This window comes from Chryseobacterium sp. X308, from assembly GCF_020733145.1.
Taxonomy (GTDB): domain Bacteria; phylum Bacteroidota; class Bacteroidia; order Flavobacteriales; family Weeksellaceae; genus Chryseobacterium; species Chryseobacterium cupriresistens.
The window spans coordinates 12,880-34,776 of sequence record NZ_JAJFZH010000030.1; the positions used below are offsets into that span (position 1 = coordinate 12,880).

The following is a 21,897-nucleotide window of genomic DNA, read 5'->3' on the forward strand; positions in this document are numbered from 1 at the left end:
AGTTCAATGTTTAAGGTCCAATTCCGGGCCTTGAATTTTTCGTTGGCAAAGATAAGATTTTTGCAGGTTTTATAAATAAAAAAAACTCCCTTTCGGAAGTTTCATCTATTGTTTTTAGATTTTTTTAAATTCTATTACCACCTTTTGCGATCAGAATTCTCTTTACTTCTTCACTGCCTTTTGTTTCATCAGCTACTTCAAGAGGTGTTTTGTTCTGACATTTTTTATTCACATTAGCCTTATTGTCCAAAAGGAAGTTGATAATATTCTTTCTGTCAGACATTACACTAAAGCCAAGGGGTGAATAAAGTATATTTCCAACAAGGAAACATTTGTTGTAATCTCCCGGAGCAAACTGTTTTTTAAATGTTGCAATATCATCAGAATAAATGGCTTTCATCTTTTCCTGAGTCATCTTCTGGGCAGATAACATACTGCCAGACAGTAACATTCCAAATAGAAAGATAGTAGAGATTATTTTTTTCATAAGGATAATTTTTAAGAATATACAAATCTAAATTAAATTTTATTACCAATTGCTAAGTTTTTCTAATAATTGGATTTGTATTTTTGGAATTACATAAATTATTAATTGTGAAATGACACGATATATTGAATTTTTGAAAAAAGCATTCAGCGGTGAAGAAACCGATTTTACGAAAGTGAATATCAGAAGTGCTGTCCTGCTTTTAGCCATTCCCATGATGCTGGAAATGGCTATGGAATCCGTATTTGCACTTGTGGATCTCTATTTTGTCGGCCATCTGAAAGAAAGCGGTTTTGCTATTCAAACGGTAGGGCTTACCGAATCTGTGCTTTCCATAATGTATTCTATTGCGATTGGGATGAGTATGGCGGCAACAGCATTGGTAGCAAGACGAATTGGTGAGAAAAACCCGGAACAGGCTTCCAGAAGTGCCGCACAGGTGTTGTTGGTTTCTTTTGCGGTTACTTTTATTTTAAGCTTACTGGGAGTCATCTATGCTGAAGAAATCCTGATCCTGATGGGCTCAAAACCAGAGGCAGCAGCTTATGGGAAGGATTTTACCCGGATTATGATGGGAAGCAGTACAATCATTATGCTTTTATTTTTAATTAATGGTATTTTCAGGGGAGCCGGAAACGCGATGATTGCGATGAAAAGCTTATGGATTGCCAATATTGCTAATATTATTCTCTGTCCGATTCTGATAAAGGGATTGGGGCCTGTACCTGCTTTGGGGCTTACGGGAGCTGCTTTGGCAACGACAATTGGACGTAGTATTGGGGTTATTTATCAGCTGTACCATCTTTTGGTTGCGGATACTCAGATCCGTATTCTGATTTCTTATTTTAAACCGAATTACGGATTAATCAAATCTATTATAAAAATTGCAACTCCCGGCATTTTTCAGTTTGTCATTGCTTCGTGCAGCTGGATTTTCCTTGCAGAACTGGTAGCAACTACAGGAGGAGAGAATGCATCGGCAGGTTATCAGACCGCTTTAAGATTGATGATGTTCTTTATGCTTCCAGCCTGGGGTTTGAGTAATGCTGCGTCTACATTGGTAGGACAGAATATGGGAGCGAATGAAATGTTGAGAGCGGAACAATCGGTGATGAAAACCGTGAAATATAATGTCATCTTTATGCTGATCGTAAGTCTGATCTTTCTTTTTATGGGGAATTTTTTAGTAGGCTTTTTTACTCAGGAAACTGCCATTAAAGATTTTGCTAAAAATGCGCTTCAGATTATGAGCATAGGATTTATTTTTTATGGAATCGGGATGGTGATGATCAACGCATTCAATGGAGCTGGCGATACATGGACTCCTACCTGGGTTAACCTTTTTGGCTTCTGGCTGTTTCAGATTCCGTTGGCCTATTTTTTATCAAAGTATCTTGATATGGGACCAAAAGGTGTTTTTATATCAATTCCAGCCGCAGAAACATTGATTACCATTGTTGCCTTTATCTTATTTAAAAAAGGAAAATGGAAGACAATAAAAGTGTAGAAAGCGTGGGTGATGGAATTCTCCAGCTTTCCTCCCTAATTTATAAAACTTTAACAGCTTCACTAATTGGATTTTAGTATTGTATTTTCTAAATTCGTAGGACAACAAATACATAATACTATGGGAAAAGGAGACAAAAAATCAAGAAGAGGAAAAATTAATTCCGGAAGTTATGGTAAAAGAAGACCTAAAAAAGCCTCAAAATCTTTTGCAGCTTCTGAAGAAAAATCTAAAAAGTAATCAAAATAAAAAGACCGAAGATCATATCTCCGGTCTTTTTTATGAAAATTAAATTAATTATTTACCTCCTAAAATATTGCCAAGGATGCTGCCTAGTCCGCCGCCGCCTTGTTGTTGGTTTCCTCCACTACCCAATACATTTCCCAGTATATCGTTCAGAGGATTTCCTGATGATTGAGATTGTCCGCCACCTCCCAAAACACTTCCAAGAATGTCATTCAAAGGATTAGACTGCTGGGCTTGAGCCTGATTGGAAGCATTTCCAAGAATTCCTCCTAAAAGATCTCCCAGGCCGCCTGCTCCTACGTTACTCTGTTGTTTCTGCTGTCCGATATAGCCCATAACTACAGGTGCCAGCATCGCAAGAATAGGACCAATTTTGTCTATTGAAATTCCTGTATTTTGTGATAACTGGTTTTCAACAGTACTTTTTTGCCCGCCAAAGATATGATCAAGAATCGATCCTCCTTCAGCCTGTCTTGCCTCAATTTGTGAAGCATCATTTAAAATACTGCCGTTATGGTCTTTATCTAAAGCATTATTTAAAGCTTCCGCTTCTTTAGCATCCTGAGATTTATTTCTAAGATAAGAAATGATAAGAGGTGCAGCAACGGCTAATAAGGCAATTACCTGATTTTTGCTGATTCCGAATTTGTTCTCAGCCTGTTCAGCAACCTGATTGCCGGTGTTCCCTGTAAGAAGGTCAATTAAACTCATTTTTGTGTTTGTTAAGTATTAAGTAAACCAAAGTTATCAAAAAATATGCCTCAGAAAATTACCGGTTCTCACAATTATTGTTAAAGTTTAAGGAAGGCTTCAGCAGCCTTTAATTTTTGATAATAGGAACATTAGAACATGCTTCTCCGAACATCAGGGATTTTACTATTGGCTTTAATTGTTCTACCAATTCAATATAAGCATTTTCGGGAATTTCTTTATCTGAACATCCTTTTACAAGGACTCTCTTTCCTCTCATTTCCTCAAAATCATGAGTCTGGATGGCATTATGCATTAAAATAACTTCCAGGTCTTCACGGCTTCCAAACACTATTTTCTTAGCTACATCTGTAAGTTTTGCAGTTAAGACAAAATAAGCCCAAAGAGGAATAATGGTATCTACAGAATTGTAGATGTATATATAAGTATCTTTATATTGTTCCGTATCGATTGCATCTACCTTTTCACGGAAATCCTTTTCTTTAAGGATCATTTCCTGAAAAAGGAAATCTTTAAGATCAATACCTTTTCTTTCCCCTTTTGGCAGTAAAGTGGTAAGGTCAAAATTGATAAGGCCGCTTTCTGCAACTTTATTCCGGATTTCAAATTCTTCTGACATTTTTTATCATTATCTTTGAACAAATTTACGAATTAAGATCATATCTGTCTTAATTTGTTCTCTATCCTTACTATAGAAATGAAGTATTATATTATTGCAGGAGAAGCTTCCGGTGACTTGCATGGGAGCAACCTGATGAAAGCCTTGAAACACAAGGATCCCCAAGCGGAATTCAGATTTTGGGGTGGCGACCTGATGAAAGCTCAGGGAGGAACTCTGGTAAAACATTACCGTGACCTTGCTTTTATGGGATTTCTGGAAGTGGTGATGAACCTCCGTACTATTCTGAATAATATTAAATTCTGTAAAGAGGATATTCAGAAAAACAGACCTGATATCCTGATTCTGGTAGATTATCCTGGATTCAATCTGAGAATTGCAAGATTTGCCAAAGAGTTGGGAATTAAAGTTGTTTATTATATTTCTCCGCAGCTTTGGGCATGGAAAGAAGGCCGCGTAGAAATTATCAAAAAGTATGTGGATGAAATGATGGTGATTCTTCCTTTTGAAGAAGATTTTTACAGAAAACACGGCGTTCACTCTCATTTTGTAGGTCATCCTTTGCTGGATGCTATTTCGGATCTGCAGGAAATCAGTATTGAAAAATTCAAGTCGGAGCATGGATTGAACGAAAAAGAAATCATAGCATTGCTGCCCGGTTCCAGAGAACAGGAGGTGGAAAAAATGCTTGAAATCATGCTTTCCGTAAGATCATATTTTAAAAATTACCAGTTTGTCATTGCCGGAGCGCCAAGTTTACCAAAAGAATTTTATCAGAAATATGTAGATGATAATGTTCATTTTGTTTCCAATAAAACTTATGATCTGCTAAGATGCTCGAAGGCGGCTCTTGTGACTTCCGGAACTGCAACACTGGAAACAGCTTTGCTGAATATCCCTGAAGTGGTTTGCTATCGTGGAAGTAAAATTTCTTATGCTATTGCTAAAAGATTGGTGAAAAATATCAATTATATTTCTCTGGTTAATCTGATTATGGACAGAGAAGTCGTAAAAGAATTGATTCAGAATGATCTGAATACTAAAAATCTGGTAGAAGAACTGAATAAAATCATAGCTGGAGAGAAAAGAGAACAGGTTCTGAATGACTATAACCTTCTGAGAGAAAAGCTCGGTGGAAAAGGTGCAAGTGAGCATGCTGCTGAGGTGATATTGAAAGTATAGTCTTTATCAAATCTTTTGAGAATTTAATCTACATTGTAACTATGAATTATTTTAACCGTTTTCTTCTATTATTAACGTTTACATTATTTTTCTCAAACAGTTTTGCCCAGCAGAATGATGAAAGAGATAAAGTCCAGATATTTTATTACGGCTGGTACGGAAATCCTGCAACGGACGGAAGTTATCAGCACTGGAACCATGAAATCCTTCCCCACTGGAGCAACCCGAAGTGGAATAATATGGGCCATCACACAGGAGGAGATGATATCGGAGCTAATTTTTACCCGGCACTTGGAAATTATAGCTCGAATGATACAAAAATCATTGAACAGCATATGAAAATGATTAAGGACTCCGGAGTGGGAGTGGTTGTGGTAAGCTGGCTGGGAAAAGATTCGTTCACAGATAAAAGTCTTATCAAATATCTGGATATTGCAGATCACTTTGATTTAAAAATTGCCTTTCATATTGAGCCGTTCTATAAAAATACATCAGAATTAAAAGAACAACTTTCTTATCTGGTAAAAACCTACTCTCATCATCATGCTTTCTATAAAAAAGAGGGGAAGCCTTTGTTTTATGTCTACGACAGTTATAAAATTCCCAAAGAAGAATGGATGAAAATATTATCCAAAAATGGTGAGGAAACAGTTAGAAACACAGATTTAGATGCTCTTTATATCGGGCTTTGGGTGGAGAAAGATGATGCTAAATTCTTTAATAAATCCGGTTTTGACGGTTTCTACACTTATTTTGCCAGTGAAGGGTTTGTGTATGGAAGTACAACAGACAACTGGGATTTTATGGCCCAATTTGCTAAAGATCATCATCTGATTTTTATTCCTTGTGTAGGTCCTGGTTATTCCGATACAAGAATCCGCCCGTGGAATGAAGCTAATTTCAAAAGCAGAGACAACGGAAAATATTATCAGAAGATGTTTGATGCGGCCATCCGGGTAAAACCGGATTTTATCGGAATTACCTCATTCAATGAATGGCATGAAGGGACACAAATAGAGCCTGCTGTTCCTAAAAAAGCAGGTGATTTCAAATATGAAGATTACGGTAAAGACCCTTTATTTTATATCAAAGAAACGAAGCGTTTGACGGATAAATTTCTGAAAAAGAAATAATATACTTTCAAACTTAATTTTTAAAGCAAAAAATAAAGCGTTCTGTTGACATTTTTAAAGAAGACAGAGCGCTTATTTAGTTCTTTAAGAGTTTATAAATTCTCCTTTAATCACTTATTTTAAGAGGATAATTAATGGAAATTGAACAAGCAGCCTCTTCTTATTCTGGCAGTATGTTTTATTCTTGGAATTCTTTTTCAGGATAAAATAGCATTGGCAGAATATTTTATTGATGGGGTTGTTGGAACTTGTTTGGTTCTGCTTGTTTTAATCTGCTTTCATTCGTATTTTCTGCATAAAGCCAAAACTGTTTTACTGATGCTCCTATTGCTTGGAGCAGGCATTATCCTCCATTTTTATAATACCTCTTTGTCAGACGATAAGCTTCTGATAAAGAAACATGAAACAGTTACATTTAAGATCTCTCAGAAATTAAATTCTTCTGAAAAGTATAGAAAATATGAAGGAATAACCCGGAAGGGGAGTACATCTTTCAATTCAATTTTTTATGTTCCAAAAGACAGGAAAGAACTGGATTTTATTCACTACTACAAAGCTGAGGCTTATATTACGCAACCTCAGGCGCCAACATATGATTTTCAGTTCGATTATGCCCAATACCTCAAAAGGAAACATATTCATTACCAGATTTATATTTCAGAAGGAATTTTTTCTGCGGAACGGAATGATTTAACATGGGCAGACCGGCTTAAACAATACAGGTTTGAGGTTCTTAGAAAAATAGATAAAACAGCAATTTCAGAAAAAACTAAAGAATTTCTAAAAGGTATTATTCTGGCGGATAGAACAGAAATTGATGCAGGCACTGTCAGAGATTTTAATAGGTCAGGATTGGTTCATTTTCTGGCCATTTCCGGGACTCATATTGTGGTTGTTTTTGGGATTTTTTATTTTTTACTGACTCGTTTTACAACCTTAAAACTCAGAAAATACGCGGTCATTCTCAGTTTGATTTTCATCTGGTTGTTTGCCGCTTTTATCGGATTGGGTAATTCAGTATTGCGGTCATGCATCATGTTGAGTGTTTATTTTATTTTCGTTTTGCTTCAACGAAAGCCGGATCTCCTTCACTCACTGGCCTTGTCTGCTTTTTTTATTCTGATTGGAGATACCCAGCAGCTTTTTGATGTGGGTTTTCAGCTTAGCTTTCTGGCTGTTTTGGGGATTTACTGGCTGAATCAGCCTCTCCTGAAATGCTTTCCAAAGCAGGATAATGATATTAAAAAACTTTTGTATAACACCATCACACTTTCTTTATCAGCACAGTTAGCAACACTTCCTCTGGTGCTCTGTTATTTTCACCAGTTTTCATTCATATCAATTATTGCCAATGTAGTCATTGTTCCTTTTTCTGAAATTATCATTGTCTTTTCATTTGTAATGACCGGTCTTATTTCTTTGGGAATTGATTTTGATCTTATAAACAGAGTGTATGATGAAGTTATTCAGGTTCTGCTGAAGATGATCCATTGGTTTGCTGAGGTTGATTTTCTTTTCTTTGAAAATATCCCAATGAGTGGGATAGAAGTGATATCTGCATCGGTGTTTGTATATTGGTTAAGGCCGGCTATTCTGAAATTCAAGGTGAAAAACGCGATGAGGTTGCTGATGGCAGTTTTACTGTTTCTGATTATAAGAAGCGGAATCACGGCTTTTGAAAATCAAAAAGAAGAGATATTGGTTCATCATTTTAATAAAAGCAGGATTTTTTCAGTAAAAAATGGTAGCAGAGTATGTTTCTGGATTTCGGATATGAAAAATAAGACGGAGGTTTTACAGTATATAATGAACCCATATTGTGCATCCAGAAGGGTAGACCATTTTGAGATAAAAACCTTGTCACCCTCCATTCAAAAAGTAGTTTTCAGAGATGAGACTTATGATCTGAAATGACGGTTCTGAATTTAGCCATTTTCCTGTATTTATAACGGGTGAAAATCTTATTTAGAAAGATTACAAACTGTCTATTTGTGAGATTTCTCACTTTTCGATATTGTTAAACTTTCTTAATTTTGTGGAAATTCAAATTTAAACTTATATGGCAGGTTTAACGAGTTCTACGATAGGTAGAAAATACGCTATGGCATTATCAGCTCTGTTTTTGCTGATTTTTCTTATACTGCATTTGACAACCAATTTGTTATCAGTTCTAAACAAGGATGCATTCAATACAGCATCTGACTTTATGGGCTATAATCCTTTTGTGCAGTTCTTAATGCAGCCTATTCTTGGTTTTGCAGTAATTTTCCATTTTGTAATGGGATTTGTATTGGAGATCAAGAATAATAAAGCGCGTCCGGTAAAGTATGCAGCAAACAACGCATCAGTGAATTCTTCATGGATGTCCAGAAATATGATTATTTCAGGAGCTGTTATTTTAGCTTTCTTGGCGCTTCATTTATATGATTTCTGGCTACACGAAATGAATTACAAGTATGTGGAAGGATTGACTCCTGATGCAGAACGTTTCTGGCCTGAGCTCCATGAAAAGTTTGCTGATCTTTGGAGAGTGGCTCTATATGTAATCTCTTTTGTTTTGTTAGGATTACACTTAGCTCACGGATTCCAGTCTTCATTCCAGTCTATCGGTGCCAGACATCCAAAATATACGCCGGTGATCAAAGCTTTCGGGAAATGGTATTCCATCCTTATTCCTGCAGGATTCATCATCGTAGCAGTTTTCCATTTTATAACTCAATAATATCAATATACTAATATGAGTAAATTAGATTCAAGAATTCCAGCGGGTCCTCTTAAAGACAAGTGGAAAAATCATAAAGACCATATGAACCTTGTTGCACCAAACAACAGAGATAAGATTGATATTATTGTTGTAGGTACAGGTTTGGCAGGAGGTTCTGCTGCAGCTACATTAGCTGAGCAAGGATACAACGTAAAAGCATTCTGCTACCAGGATTCTCCAAGAAGAGCTCACTCTATTGCCGCTCAGGGAGGGATCAACGCAGCTAAGAATTACCAGGGAGATGGTGACTCTACTTACAGATTATTCTACGATACCATCAAAGGTGGTGACTATAGAGCAAGAGAAGCTAACGTTTACAGATTAGCTGAAGTTTCTGCAAATATTATTGACCAGTGTGTTTCCCAGGGGGTTCCTTTCGGAAGAGATTACGGTGGCCAGCTGGATAACCGTTCATTTGGTGGGGTTCAGGTAAAAAGAACTTTCTACGCAAAAGGACAAACCGGACAGCAGTTATTATTAGGTGCTTATTCTGCAATGAGCCGTCAGATCGGTAAAGGAAGAATTAAGATGTACAACCGTCATGAGATGTTGGATCTTGTTATTGTTGACGGAAAAGCAAGAGGAATTATTGCAAGAAACCTTGTAACAGGAGAAATTGAAAGACACTCTGCTCACGCAGTGGTAATTGCTTCAGGAGGATACGGAAACGTATATTTCCTTTCTACCAACGCAATGGGATCGAACGTTTCTGCAGCGTGGAAAATCCATAAGAAAGGAGCTTACTTCGCAAACCCATGTTACGTACAGATTCACCCTACTTGTATCCCAGTTCACGGAACACAGCAGTCTAAACTGACTTTGATGTCTGAATCATTAAGAAACTCAGGAAGAATCTGGGTTCCTAAGAAAATTGAAGATTCAGTAGCGATCAGAGAAGGCAAATTAAGACCTGAAAATATTAAAGAAGAAGATAGAGATTATTATCTGGAAAGAAGATATCCTGCATTCGGTAACCTTGTACCTAGAGACGTAGCTTCCAGAGCTGCTAAGGAAAGATGTGATGCCGGATACGGAATTGAAAATAATGATACTAAAGAAGGTGTTTACCTTGATTTCTCTACAGAGATCATGAAAAAAGGTAAAGAAGCCGCTATCGAAAAACATATTCATAATCCTACAGATCAGCAGATCTATGATCTTGGTAAAAAGTGGGTTGAGGAGAAGTATGGTAACTTATTCGTAATGTACGAAAAAATTACAGCTGATGATCCTTACAAAACTCCAATGAAGATCTATCCTGCGGTTCACTATACAATGGGTGGTGTATGGGTTGATTATAACCTTCAGTCTACGATCCCTGGATGTTTCGTAATCGGTGAGGCTAACTTCTCAGATCACGGGGCAAACAGATTAGGTGCGTCTGCATTGATGCAGGGTCTTGCTGACGGATATTTTGTACTTCCTTACACGATTGCAGATTACCTTTCTGCAGACATTAGAACAGGAACTATTCCTACCAATTCAGCACCATTTGACGAGGCTGAAAAAGGAATTAAAGAGAAAATTAATTTCTTCTTAAACAATAAAGGAACTCACTCTGTAGACTATTTCCACAAGCAGTTAGGAAACATTATGTGGAATAAAGTAGGAATGGGAAGAACTCCTGAAGGGTTAAGAGAAGCGATTAAGGAAATTGAAGAAGTAAGAAACAACTTCTGGAAAAACGTAAAAGTTCCGGGAGAAGGAGAAGGAATGAACACTGAGCTTGAAAAAGCATTCAGAGTTGCAGACTTCCTTGAGCTTGGACAATTAATGGCTATCGATGCACTGCACAGAAACGAATCTTGTGGTGGACATTTCCGTGAAGATCATTCAACTCCGGACGGAGAAGCGGAAAGAGATGACGTAAACTACAAATACGTCGGAGCTTGGGAATATCAGGGAGACGATATCAACGCGGAAGTGTTGCATAAAGAAGAACTGATCTACGAGAACATCGAGGTTAAAACTAGAAGTTATAAATAATCTCCAACCTATAAATATAACATTATGAGTGCAAAAAAAGGCTTACATCTTACGCTGAAAATTTGGAGACAAAAAAATAGTAAAACTAAAGGTCAGTTTGAGACCTATAAAATATCAGATGTATCTACAGACTCTTCATTTTTAGAGATGTTAGATATCCTGAACGAAAATTTAATTAACGAAGGAAAAGAACCTATCGCTTTCGACCACGACTGTCGTGAGGGAATCTGCGGTATGTGTTCTCTGTACATCAATGGTAGAGCTCACGGACCTGATACAGGTATCACAACTTGTCAGCTTCACATGAGAATGTTCAAAGATGGAGAGACTATCGTTATTGAACCTTGGAGAAGTGCTGCTTTCCCTGTTATTAAAGACTTGATGGTAGACAGAAGCGCATTCGACAGAGTAATGGCAGCAGGAGGGTTCATTTCTGTGAACACTTCCGGTAATACACTGGATGCTAACGCGATTCCTGTTCCGAAAGAAGATGCAGACAAAGCAATGGATGCAGCAGCTTGTATCGGATGTGGTGCTTGTGTAGCGACATGTAAAAACGGATCTGCAATGTTATTCGTTGGAGCAAAAGTTTCTCAGTATGCATTACTTCCACAAGGTAGAGTAGAAGCTAAGAGAAGAGTTCTGAACATGGTGAAAGCTATGGACGAGGAAGGCTTCGGAAACTGTTCAAATACCGGAGCATGTGAGGTAGAATGCCCTAAAGGTATTTCTCTTGAAAACATCGCGAGAATGAACAGAGAGTACATGGCTGCTCTTGTAGATCAAGGATAGAATTGATTCAGATACATAGAAAATCGCCTTCATTTTTGGAGGCGATTTTTTTATGAAAAAGAAGACTCTGTTAAAGTTTGTTAACTTATGGCCGGATCTTCGTCATTCTTTATTTATAAACTATATATTTGAAAGGTAGTTGAATCGTTTTTATGAAAAAGCTTTCAAATGCTTTTTACCATCAAAAAGGTGTCATTCAATAATTGGAATACCCCTTTTGAACGGTAATAATAAAATTTTTAAAAAAAATAATTAGTGTGAATTAGCAAGCCCTAAAAAGCGTATTTTTGTGTAATATTAAAAATTGAAATGAAAAAATATCTTTTATTGTTTATCATCACATTCTTTGTGATGTCTTGTTCAAAAAAAGTAGAAGTAAAAGGAAAAATTACCGGAAGCTCACCATTGGAAAGAATTGAATTTGTAGAAGCTTCAGGAGTAGGAACCCTGCCTTTAATTAATATAGGTCTCGATAAAGACGGAAACTTTTCAGGAAGTTTTGATGCTCCCAAGGATGGAATGTACGTAATTAACTATGCAGGTAGACAAAGCCTGATCTATCTTGAAGGAGGACAAAAAGTGAATATCTCAGGAAACGGAGCTACCTTCCCAAATGAATATGTGATTACCGGAGATGCTAAAAAGAATAATGATTTTCTTACGGCTTCTCAGAAGTTTTTAGCTGAGTATGGTAATAAAGTTAACTTAGGCGCTTTGATGGCAGGAGATGAAGCTGCATTTTTGAAAGGGATGCATAAAATTGAAGCGGATATTAATAAAAACGTAGATGACCTTGCTAAGAAAAATAATCCAAGCAAAGGACTATTAGAGTGGAAAAAAAATGATGTGAAAGTAACCATTCTTAATTTGCTTGCCAACTATGAAATGTCTCACGGTCCTATGTCCGGAAACCCTTCTTACAAATCTTCTAAAGCTTTTAAAGATTACGAAACCCAGTTAGAAACAGACAAAGAAGCAATGGTGAAAACCATTCCTCTTTACAGACAATATCTTCTGGTAAAAATGACTCCTGACTTCCAGAAATATGCTGAAGCAAACAGCAAAGGAAAAACAGGTATTACAACTTCTGAGATGTTTGCCCAGTATTTAAAAACTAAAAAAGATTTATCTCAAACAACAAAAGATTATCTTCTTGCATTTGTAATGGCTCAGGCTGATATTCATCCAACAACTCCGGCTGCCAATATTGACAAGATTAAAAAGATCATCGATTCAGATATTAAAGATGCTACTATTAAAAGCGACCTTTTAAAAATGCAGGTAGCGATTACAGGACTTAAAATCGGAGAGGCAGCTCCCGAAGCAGCTTTAGCAAAACAAGACGGAAAAGCTTACAAGCTTTCTGAAAACAAAGGGAAACCTTATATGTTGTTCTTCTATGCTTCATGGAATCCTTACATCAGCGAAGCTACCGTACCTGTATTAAAAGAAGTCGTAAACTTCTATAAGTCTAAAATGAATTTTGTATTTGTAAACGTTGATGATACAAAAGACCAGTTCATTAAAACAAGTAATTCTTTATTAAAAGGAATTCAGGGAGTAAATGTTTATGGAGAAGGAGGATTGAACTCAGATATCGCTAAGAAATATGGTGTATACGGATTCAAATTACCTTGCTTTGTAATCATCGATAAAGACGGTAAAATTGCCAGCAGATCTTTCGTGAACCTTGGTGAGCAGGAATTGGTGACAATTCTTGATAAGCTGACAGGTCTTTCTGCTCCGAAAGTAGATCCGAATGCGCAAATGCAGCCACAACTGCAGCTTGATCCATCTGCAATGCAGCAAGCCCCACAGCCAGCAAATCCACAGCCGGCTCCAACAAAATAGTAAACTTTAACACTGTATAGAAACCTTATCTTCGGATAAGGTTTTTTTTATTGTATTTTTGCAAACCGGAACGTAAAAGTTTCAATTAGGAAAATAGAAAATTTTAGAATGAGTAGGAAGAAAAAAAGAGATCTAACTCTTGAAAATATAAAATTGTTGACAGCCGGAGCAAAAGGCGTGGCAATAGGAAAAACAGAGGAAGGTAAAACGGTAATGGTAACAGGCGCAATTCCAGGTGATATTGTGAATGTGAGAGTGAAAAAAGCAAAGTCTAAATACTATGAAGGCGAAGCCATTGAAGTACTTGAAAAATCACCGTACAGAGTTGAGCCTAAATGTATTCACTTCGGTACCTGCGGAGGGTGCAAGTGGCAGAATATGAGCTATGAAAAACAGCTTGATTTTAAACAGGAAGAAGTTTACAATAATATCAAAAGAATCGGAGGAATTGATGACTTTGAAACGGTGCCGATTCTAGGATCTGAAGAACAATATTTTTATAGAAATAAAATGGAGTTTTCCTTCTCTAATGCGAGGTGGCTTACTCAATATGAAATCAGCTCCGAAGAAAATTTCGGAAGCAAAGATGCCTTAGGTTTTCATATTCCGGGAATGTGGAGCAAGATTCTTGATTTGAAAGAGTGTTTCCTTCAGGAAGATCCTTCCAATGCCATTAGACTGGCTGTAAAAGAATATGGCGTTAACACTGGCCTTGACTTTTTTGATGTGAGAAATCAGGAAGGATTCTTAAGAACCTTAATGATGAGACAGAACTCCAAAGGAGAGTGGATGGTTCTTTTCCAGCTTTACAGAGAAGAAAAAGAAAACAGAGAAAAACTTTTTGAATTCTTATTAGAAAAATTCCCGCAGATTAAAACATTGGTGTATGCTATTAATCCTAAGCAGAATGACTCTATTTATGATTTAAATATCAATGTATATTTCGGGGAAGGTTACCTTATGGAAGAAATGGACGGACTGCAGTTTAAAATCGGCCCGAAATCATTCTTTCAGACCAACTACAAACAGGCGCTGGAGCTATACAGAAAAACATTGGAGTTTGCAGATCTTAAAGGAGATGAAGTAGTGTATGACCTTTATACAGGAACAGGAACAATTGCCCAGTATGTAGCAAGAAATGCAAAACAGGTGATCGGAATAGAATCTGTACAGGAAGCCATAGACGCAGCTATAGAACACGCCGCATTGAACGGATTGACAAATACAACGTTCTATTGTGGAGATATGAAAGATATTTTCAATGATGAATTTATGGCCAGCCACCCTAAAGCAGATGTGCTAATCACGGATCCTCCAAGAGATGGAATGCACCAGAAGGTTGTAGAGCAGATTTTAAAACTTTCACCTGAAAAAGTAGTTTATGTAAGCTGTAACTCAGCAACACAGGCGAGAGATCTTGCCCTGATGAAAGATCATTATACTTTAGTAAAGATTTTACCGGTTGATATGTTCCCGCAAACGCACCATGTTGAGAACATTGCATTGCTTGTTAAAAAATAAATTATTTAAATTTGAATTTCAAATCTTAATATGAAGTACTTTAAATTTCTCATAGCAATCTGCTTTCTAGGAATGCTTTTTTCCTGCGGCGGAGATGATGATATCTGTGAAAGCGGAGAAGGAACTCCCAGAATGAAGGTCGGTTTCAGAACATTGGCGGAAGGAAAGGATACAACCATAGATACATTGTATGTATCAGTAGACTATGGCGGAGGAAAGGTGGATTTGGGAAAACTTGCCAACATTGATTCCAGGTTAATTCCTTTACGTGTAGACAACTCACCCTATACGGATGTTTATTTCAAAACCAGATTCAAAGGCCCGGAGTCTCATGTAAGAATCAGCTATAGTACAAAGTCTACCTATGTATCTCCGGGGTGCGGAATCAAAAAATCTTATGAGAATTTAAGTTCAGAATTAGTAACTCCGAATCCTGTTCTGAAACTGGAAGCCGGGCAAAATCAAATAGAGAATGAAGACAAGACTAATCTTTACCTTTCTTTTTAGTTTATTGGGAATAATAAGCTGGGGGCAAGAGAAAAAAAAGGAAGCAGAGAAGAAAGTTCATGAGAAATATGAACCCAATTTTATGGTTGGGCTTGATGTTCTGAACACCGGAGCCGGATTCTTTTCAGACAGAAAACTGTATCAGGGATTTATTTCGTCAAAGATAAAAGGAAATCTGCATGCTATTGCGGAAGCAGGTTTTGAAAAGAATGTGTATCAGAAGAATGGTTACGATGCAAAAGCAAGCGGTCCCTTCGTTAAGTTGGGGGCTTTCTATATGCTGGCAAAAGATGCAGAGAATGAATTCAACGGATTTTATGCTGGTGGAAAAGCAGCAGGATCATTCTATAACCAGGAATATATGGCAATCCCCGTTCGCGGATTTGGAGGAAGTAATTCCTCTGAAGCATTTCCTTCATCCTCTCAGTCTTCTTTCTGGCTTGAAGGTACGTTGGGGGGAAGAGTGCAATTATTTAATTCAAATTTTTATATAGATGTAAATCTTCAGCCAAGATATATGGTTTACACTTCCAAACAGGATGATATCTCTCCAATGATCGTTCCCGGTTTTGGAAGAAGTTCCTCAAAGTTTAATATGGGGTTTGCATGGAATATTGCTTATAAGTTTTAAAAATAGTAATACATAAGTTTTAAAATACATAAAATACAAACTTTAGGTCATTCTAAAGTTTGTATTTTTTTTAATAAATATACTTATTGAATGTATAATGTTAAAAAATAATACCTTATTTTATTTGTGTGAGTTATAAAATAGCTATATTTGGCGGAAATTATAATTGTGTTTTAATTTATGAAAAGAGTATTTACTGCTTTAATGTTTACTTTTATAGGAGGGGCAGTGTTCGGGCAATGGACGCCTACTTCTCTTAAAAAAGGAGACGACAACAAAAGAAGTACAGGATTTAGAGTAGATCAATCTAATGTAAGAGGTAACGGGTACTATAAACTGGACCTGAACTTACTGAGATCTCAGCTGAAGAATGCACAGGAAATGGGAGCCAATTCCACTCCTGTAGTAATTTCTCTTCCTACTATGAGTGGGAAGATTGAAAGGTTTAATGTATACAGTTTTCCGGTAGTCGTAAAAGAACTGGCAGACAAGTATGAATTGGGATCTTATGTTGGAACAAGTGTCGACGACCCTACCAAATATTTAAGATTCAGTATCGCTCCTAACGATTTTCAGTCAATGATTATCCATGGAGATAAATATGAATTTATCGATCCGGCATCAGCAGACAAAACGGTTTACGCTGTTCATCCTAAAACAAAAAAGGATAAGAACGGTTTCCTATGTTCTACAGAAGAATCTCCTGCTGCTAAGAAGGAAATAGATGCTCTATTGAAAAATGGGCAGTCATTCTCTAATCAACCAACAACTTTCAACAAGAGTTCTGATAAAAAATACAGAACAATGAGATTGGCAATGTCTGTTACAGGGGAGTACACTCAATACTTTATGACACTTGCTGGTGTACCTGCTACCGCTACAGATGATCAGAAAAGAGCTCCTGCATTAGTTGCTATCAACAATACTCTGACCAGAGTAAACGGAGTTTTTGAAAAAGATTTTGCTCTGCATTTGAATTTACAGAATTTCCCAAATGTAATTTATATTGATCCGGCTACAGATCCGTATGCCGCTGCTGCAACTGGGGCACAAGGTGCATGGAATACACAGTTACAAGGAGCTTTGACAGCCAATGTTGGAGATACCAACTATGATATCGGACACTTGTTCGGTAAATCAGGAGGTGGAGGAAACGCCGGATGTATCGGGTGTGTATGTATCAATCCTACAACTACAGTTCCTAAAGGAAAAGGTTCAGGATTTACTTCTCCGGCGAATGGAATTCCGTCTGGTGACAGCTTTGATATCGATTACGTTGCACACGAAATGGGGCACCAGTTAGGAGCTAACCATACTTTCTCTCATAATCTTGAGGGAAGCGGAGTAAATATGGAACCAGGTTCAGGAACTACCATCATGGGATATGCAGGTATTACAGGTCCTGATACAGATGTTCAGCAAAACTCTGATCCTTATTTCCATAAAGCAAGTATCGGTCAGGTGCAGGCTAATTTAATTGCAAAAACTTGTGATGTAGAAACTACAATTACCAACAATCCACCGGTAATTGCTGATTTGCCAACATATACTATACCTAAAGGTACCGCTTTTGCTTTAACAGGTTCTGCTACAGATCCTGAAAATGACCCAATGACTTATTCATGGGAAGAGGTAGATGATGCTTCAGTTTCTATTGATAAGTATAACTTAGGAAATACAACATCAGGAGCTTCATTCAGATCTGCCGCTCCAAACGCAAGCCCGACAAGATACTTCCCGAAATTTACTTCTGTAATGAGCGGAGTTTTAAATAACGCGAACAATACATGGGAAGCCGTATCTACTAAGGCAAGAACTACAAATTTTGCATTAACGGTAAGAGATAATAATTCCAATGTAGCTCAACAGCAATCTGCTTTTAAAATTCAGACTATTGTTGTAGGAGATAATGGTCCTTTCAGATTAGCTAACCAATATGCTGATGTGAATACGCCAACTCCAATTCAATGGATTGTTGCCAATACCAATGCAGCTCCTTATAATGTTACAAATGTAAAAATTGACTATACTACAGATAACGGTACAAACTGGACTGTATTATCTGCTTCAACACCTAACGACGGAACTGAAAACTTTACTTTCCCTTCTTCATTGAACGGTCAGATTATTAAAGTAAGAGTTTCTTCAATAGGAAATGTTTTCTATGCAGTAGGACCTGTTACTATCGCACCTCTATCTGCTTGTAGCAGTGCTGCGCCAACTAACGTTGTGGTAAGCAATATCACCGTGTCTTCAGGAAGTGTATCCTGGATGTCTTATACTGGTGCAACTTATAAAGTACGTTATAGAAAAGTAGGTACAACAGTTTGGACTGAAGCTGATACAACAGTTCCTTCAATCAACCTTAGCAATTTAATTGATGATACAACGTATGAAGTTCAGGTAGCTTTAGTTTGCGGTACTACAGTAGGAACATATTCTGCTTCTGTAAACTTCAGTACACCTGCTCTTACTTATTGTACAGCTTCTACAGCTCAGGCAAACTATGAGTATATTGCGAATGTAACAGTAGCGAATGTAAATAATACTTCTGCAAACAGTACCTATACAAACTATACAACAAATTCAGCTCTTCAGATTAACTTAACAAAAGGAAATACGTATCCTATATCTGTTAAAGTGGGGAATCCTGATGTTGCAGATTACGATGCTGTAGCAGCATTTATTGACTTTAACAAGGATGGTGTTTTCAGTGATTCAGAAAGAGTATTGAATTATCCTGTGACCTTAACACAGCCATCAACGGTAGTAAGTGGAAACTTTGCGATTCCAAGTAATGCAGTAGAAGGACAGCCATTAAGAATGAGAGTTGTGGCATTCTATGTAGGTGCCGGAACCGGAAATGGAAACGTTGGTCTGTCATTACCTGCAGAATATGTATGTGATGTTAACTTCCAATATGGAGAAATTGAAGACTATAATGTAGTGATCACAGGTAACCTTTCTACTTCTGAAAACGATGTTAAAAATAATGGTATTCAGATTTATCCAAATCCTGCAACTGATGTTTTAAATATTACTAAAGTTTCAGATAAAGCAACTTATAAAATTTATAGTGCTGCCGGACAATTAGTGGACAGGGGAAATATCAATAATGGAAAAGTAAATGTTTCAGCTTTAGTGAAAGGTGGTTATATAATTACCATTGATGATAAAGGAATTGAACAATTCAAATCTAAATTTATCAAGAAATAAAGATAACCTTTAAATATTAGTCAATCCCCGGGAATTCCCGGGGATTTGTTTATTTAAAGCATTAGTGTTGAATTCGTTATTTTTTTTCAAAAAAAACACGAATACACTTATAAATTAATAATAAAAATGATTAGATTTGTGTGATTAATATTATAATGAAAACATTATGAAGAAATTCTTTACCTCTTTAATTCTGTTTCTCTGTTTGATTTGCACAGGCTTTGTATCCAAAGTCTCGGCTCAGGCAGGCCAGATCGGGACAGGAACGGGTACCTCTGTGTATCTCCCCATACGTTCCTATTATGGGTATAGTTATTCTCAGCAGATTTATACTGCTGCAGAACTTACGACTGCTATAGGTACGTCGAACTATATCACGGCTATAAAGTTTTATTCCACCACCGTTGCAGCCTCTCAGGCTGTATATAAGGATTGGGTGGTATATATGGGAAACACAACCCAGAATAACTTTGCCTCCAATACAAGCTGGATTCCGGTAAGTTCCATGACTCAGGTGTTTGACGGAGTTTTACCTAACTTAACTAATGGAAGCTGGGTAACTCTTCAATTGTCTACACCATTTTTATGGAATGGAACAGACAACCTTGTGGTTGCTGTAAATGAAAAAACTCCTGATTATGCATCTTCTCCAGGTACGGCCTGGGGATCATACAATGCAGGAGCAAACAGGGGGATCATCTATTATGAAGATGGCGCAAATCCTGATCCTGCAGCACCTCCTTCTGCAAAAGACAGACTTGCAGATATTCCCAGAATACAGTTGGAAAGCCACCCGCTTCCGGCTTGTTCAACAGCCCCGCCTACCAATATTACAGTTTCAAACCTGACAACAACTTCTGCTAATATAGGCTGGTACCTTTCTGCAAGTGCCACTTATGTTGTAAGATACAGACCTGTATCAGGAGGAGCTTGGACAACAATCAATGTCACAACTCCTATGGTCGCAAACCAGATTATTACCGGATTAACTGAGCAGACTCAGTATGAAGTTCAGGTAGCTACTGTCTGTGGAGGAACACAGGGAGCATTCTCTTCCAGCGTCAACTTTACAACTCCTGCACTTACTTATTGTAACTCCGCTGCTACGAGTACCTATATTGATGGATATATCAATCAGGTTTCTGTAAATGCACAAGGTGCTCCGTCTATGTACAGCAACTCCGGTCAGAGTGGCTATACAGATTACAGTACAGATCCTGCAAGAGTAGTTACTTTGGTAAGAGGAGGTACAGCTACCGTTTCAGTTTCAAAAACGTGGCCAGGCTACCAGTACGGCTTCTTGACAGGAGTTTGGATTGACTTTAACCGTAATGGTGTTTTTGAAGCGAGTGAAAGAGTACTTACTTCACCAAGTAACACAACAACTCCGGTTACTGCTACATTTACAGTACCAACTGCTGCCGGTGGTGCTTATACAGGAAACCTGACTACAAAAATGCGTGTTGTATTAAATGAATACAGCCCAATTAGTGCTTGTGGAACTTATTATTATGGTGAAACTGAAGACTATGCAGTAAAACTTATCGATTTGGCTGGATGTTCTACAGCACCACCATCTAATATCATGGTTAATAACGTAACTCCTTCTTCAGCGAATGTTACATGGACATCAACTACAGGAGCTACTTATATAGTAAGATACAGAGTTTCTCCTTCCGGAGCATGGCAGCAGATTGCAGTAAATACACCATTAATCAGTAATCAGATACTTACAGGATTATTGGAACAGACTGCATACGATGTACAGGTAGCCACTGTTTGTGGAGGAGTAACAGGTGCATTCTCACCTACTGTTACCTTTACAACACCTACTCTTACTTATTGTACAGCAGGTCCTACAAGCAATACTGCAACAAGCGGATATATTAATAATGTAACTGTTACCCCTACGAATACTCCTATTATGATGAGTAATTCAGGATCTGACAATTATAAAGATTATACACCAGATGCTACAAGAGTAGTGATCTTTGAAAGAGGTTCAGCAAATAATAAAATTTCTGTAAACAAATACTGGCCGGGTTCTCCTTCTTCATATGCAGTTTCAGCCTGGGTAGACTTTAACAGAAACGGAACATTTGAAACCAGTGAAAGAATTCTTAATACCACATACAATTCAACTACTCCTGTAACGGCTACTTTCTCAGTACCTACCGTTGCAAGTGGTAACGTGTATACAGGAACTCTTCCTACCCGTATGCGTGTAGTAATGAGATATTTTGATAATGCTAACCCTTGTGGTACATTCACTCAGGGAGAGGTAGAAGATTATGCAGTAAAATTTGTAGATGCTCAGCCTTGTTCAACGGCCGCTCCAACAAATATTACAGTAAATAATATCGGAGCTACTACAGCAACAGTATCATGGGTTGCTACTGCAGGAGCTACTTATAATATCAGATGGAGAGTTGCTCCGGGTGGAGTGTGGCAAACCGCTACAGTCCCTGCAGGTCAGAACTTCTATGGAATTACCGGTCTTACAGAACAGACTAATTATGATGTTCAGGTTTCTACCACTTGTAACGGTTCTACAGGGTCTTACTCGTCAACAGTAACATTCACAACACCTCCATTAACTTACTGTCAAATGACAGGTACCGGTACAAATGACCATATTTCGAATGTAACAGTTACCTCTTCGAACCTTGGAGTTCCGCCAATGAATAATACTTCGGTACAGACCAATTATACCAGCTATACTACACCGGAGACTCTTATTACTT

17 protein-coding genes are annotated in these 21,897 nt (G+C 37.5%); 14 read left to right on the top strand and 3 right to left on the bottom strand.

Going from position 1 to position 21,897, the window contains the following annotated elements; translation table 11 throughout:
• Nucleotides 1–124: 124 nt before the first annotated feature.
• On the bottom strand, nt 125–487 hold the full coding sequence (locus LIV57_RS21025; protein WP_227944170.1) for a hypothetical protein: 363 nt from the start codon (nt 485–487) through the stop codon (nt 125–127).
• Between the two features lie 112 nt (nt 488–599).
• Here LIV57_RS21025 and LIV57_RS21030 point away from each other — a divergent pair, with 112 nt between their 5' ends.
• Together LIV57_RS21030 and LIV57_RS21035 are read left to right on the top strand one after the other, a co-directional pair.
• On the top strand, nt 600–1,994 hold the full coding sequence (locus tag LIV57_RS21030; RefSeq protein WP_227944171.1) for an MATE family efflux transporter: 1,395 nt from the start codon (nt 600–602) through the stop codon (nt 1,992–1,994).
• Between the two features lie 120 nt (nt 1,995–2,114).
• A complete protein-coding gene (locus LIV57_RS21035; protein WP_065119703.1) occupies nt 2,115–2,234 on the top strand; it encodes a 30S ribosomal protein THX in 120 nt (39 codons plus the stop codon).
• A 57-nt stretch (nt 2,235–2,291) separates the two neighbouring features.
• Here LIV57_RS21035 and LIV57_RS21040 read toward each other — a convergent pair whose 3' ends face one another.
• Together LIV57_RS21040 and LIV57_RS21045 are read right to left on the bottom strand one after the other, a co-directional pair.
• Nucleotides 2,292–2,951, bottom strand: coding sequence for a DUF937 domain-containing protein (locus LIV57_RS21040; protein WP_227944172.1), 660 nt, complete (start codon nt 2,949–2,951; stop codon nt 2,292–2,294).
• Between the two features lie 109 nt (nt 2,952–3,060).
• Nucleotides 3,061–3,570, bottom strand: a complete 510-nt coding sequence (locus LIV57_RS21045) for a DUF2480 family protein (protein ID WP_227944173.1) — start codon at nt 3,568–3,570, stop codon at nt 3,061–3,063.
• A 78-nt stretch (nt 3,571–3,648) separates the two neighbouring features.
• Between LIV57_RS21045 and lpxB the strand changes: the two genes are divergently transcribed.
• From lpxB to LIV57_RS21105, 12 genes are all read left to right on the top strand, one after another.
• The gene (gene lpxB / locus LIV57_RS21050) at nt 3,649–4,752 is read left to right on the top strand and encodes a lipid-A-disaccharide synthase (protein ID WP_202841507.1); all 1,104 of its coding nucleotides are present in this window, start codon (nt 3,649–3,651) and stop codon (nt 4,750–4,752) included.
• Between the two features lie 41 nt (nt 4,753–4,793).
• On the top strand, nt 4,794–5,885 hold the full coding sequence (locus LIV57_RS21055) for a glycoside hydrolase family 99 protein (protein WP_227944174.1): 1,092 nt from the start codon (nt 4,794–4,796) through the stop codon (nt 5,883–5,885).
• A 141-nt stretch (nt 5,886–6,026) separates the two neighbouring features.
• Complete coding sequence (locus tag LIV57_RS21060) at nt 6,027–7,799, top strand: ComEC/Rec2 family competence protein (RefSeq protein ID WP_227944175.1); 1,773 nt, start codon at nt 6,027–6,029, stop codon at nt 7,797–7,799.
• A gap of 145 nt (nt 7,800–7,944) precedes the next feature.
• Entirely contained in the window at nt 7,945–8,607 is a 663-nt protein-coding gene (locus LIV57_RS21065) for a succinate dehydrogenase cytochrome b subunit (protein ID WP_062675783.1), read from the top strand.
• Nucleotides 8,608–8,622: 15 nt separating this feature from the next.
• The gene (locus tag LIV57_RS21070; protein ID WP_110008262.1) at nt 8,623–10,635 is read left to right on the top strand and encodes a fumarate reductase/succinate dehydrogenase flavoprotein subunit; all 2,013 of its coding nucleotides are present in this window, start codon (nt 8,623–8,625) and stop codon (nt 10,633–10,635) included.
• 24 nt (nt 10,636–10,659) lie between these two features.
• Nucleotides 10,660–11,427: a succinate dehydrogenase/fumarate reductase iron-sulfur subunit gene (locus tag LIV57_RS21075; protein WP_062675785.1), complete on the top strand. Its 768-nt coding sequence runs from the start codon at nt 10,660–10,662 to the stop codon at nt 11,425–11,427.
• Between the two features lie 309 nt (nt 11,428–11,736).
• Nucleotides 11,737–13,278, top strand: coding sequence for a TlpA family protein disulfide reductase (locus LIV57_RS21080; RefSeq protein WP_227944177.1), 1,542 nt, complete (start codon nt 11,737–11,739; stop codon nt 13,276–13,278).
• A 108-nt stretch (nt 13,279–13,386) separates the two neighbouring features.
• Nucleotides 13,387–14,799: a 23S rRNA (uracil(1939)-C(5))-methyltransferase RlmD gene (gene rlmD / locus LIV57_RS21085; protein ID WP_227944178.1), complete on the top strand. Its 1,413-nt coding sequence runs from the start codon at nt 13,387–13,389 to the stop codon at nt 14,797–14,799.
• 30 nt (nt 14,800–14,829) lie between these two features.
• Nucleotides 14,830–15,306 (top strand): hypothetical protein, encoded by a 477-nt coding sequence (locus LIV57_RS21090; protein ID WP_110008259.1) that lies wholly within the window; start codon nt 14,830–14,832, stop codon nt 15,304–15,306.
• Nucleotides 15,272–15,937 carry a DUF6048 family protein gene (locus tag LIV57_RS21095; RefSeq protein ID WP_227944179.1) on the top strand — a complete coding sequence of 222 codons (666 nt, stop codon included), beginning with the start codon at nt 15,272–15,274 and terminating at the stop codon, nt 15,935–15,937. Before LIV57_RS21090 ends, LIV57_RS21095 begins: the two co-directional genes overlap by 35 nt.
• Before the next feature lie 180 nt (nt 15,938–16,117).
• Nucleotides 16,118–19,153, top strand: coding sequence for a reprolysin-like metallopeptidase (locus LIV57_RS21100; RefSeq protein WP_227944180.1), 3,036 nt, complete (start codon nt 16,118–16,120; stop codon nt 19,151–19,153).
• A 166-nt stretch (nt 19,154–19,319) separates the two neighbouring features.
• On the top strand, nt 19,320–21,897 hold a 2,578-nt coding region (locus LIV57_RS21105), incomplete at its 3' end, for a GEVED domain-containing protein (protein ID WP_227944181.1).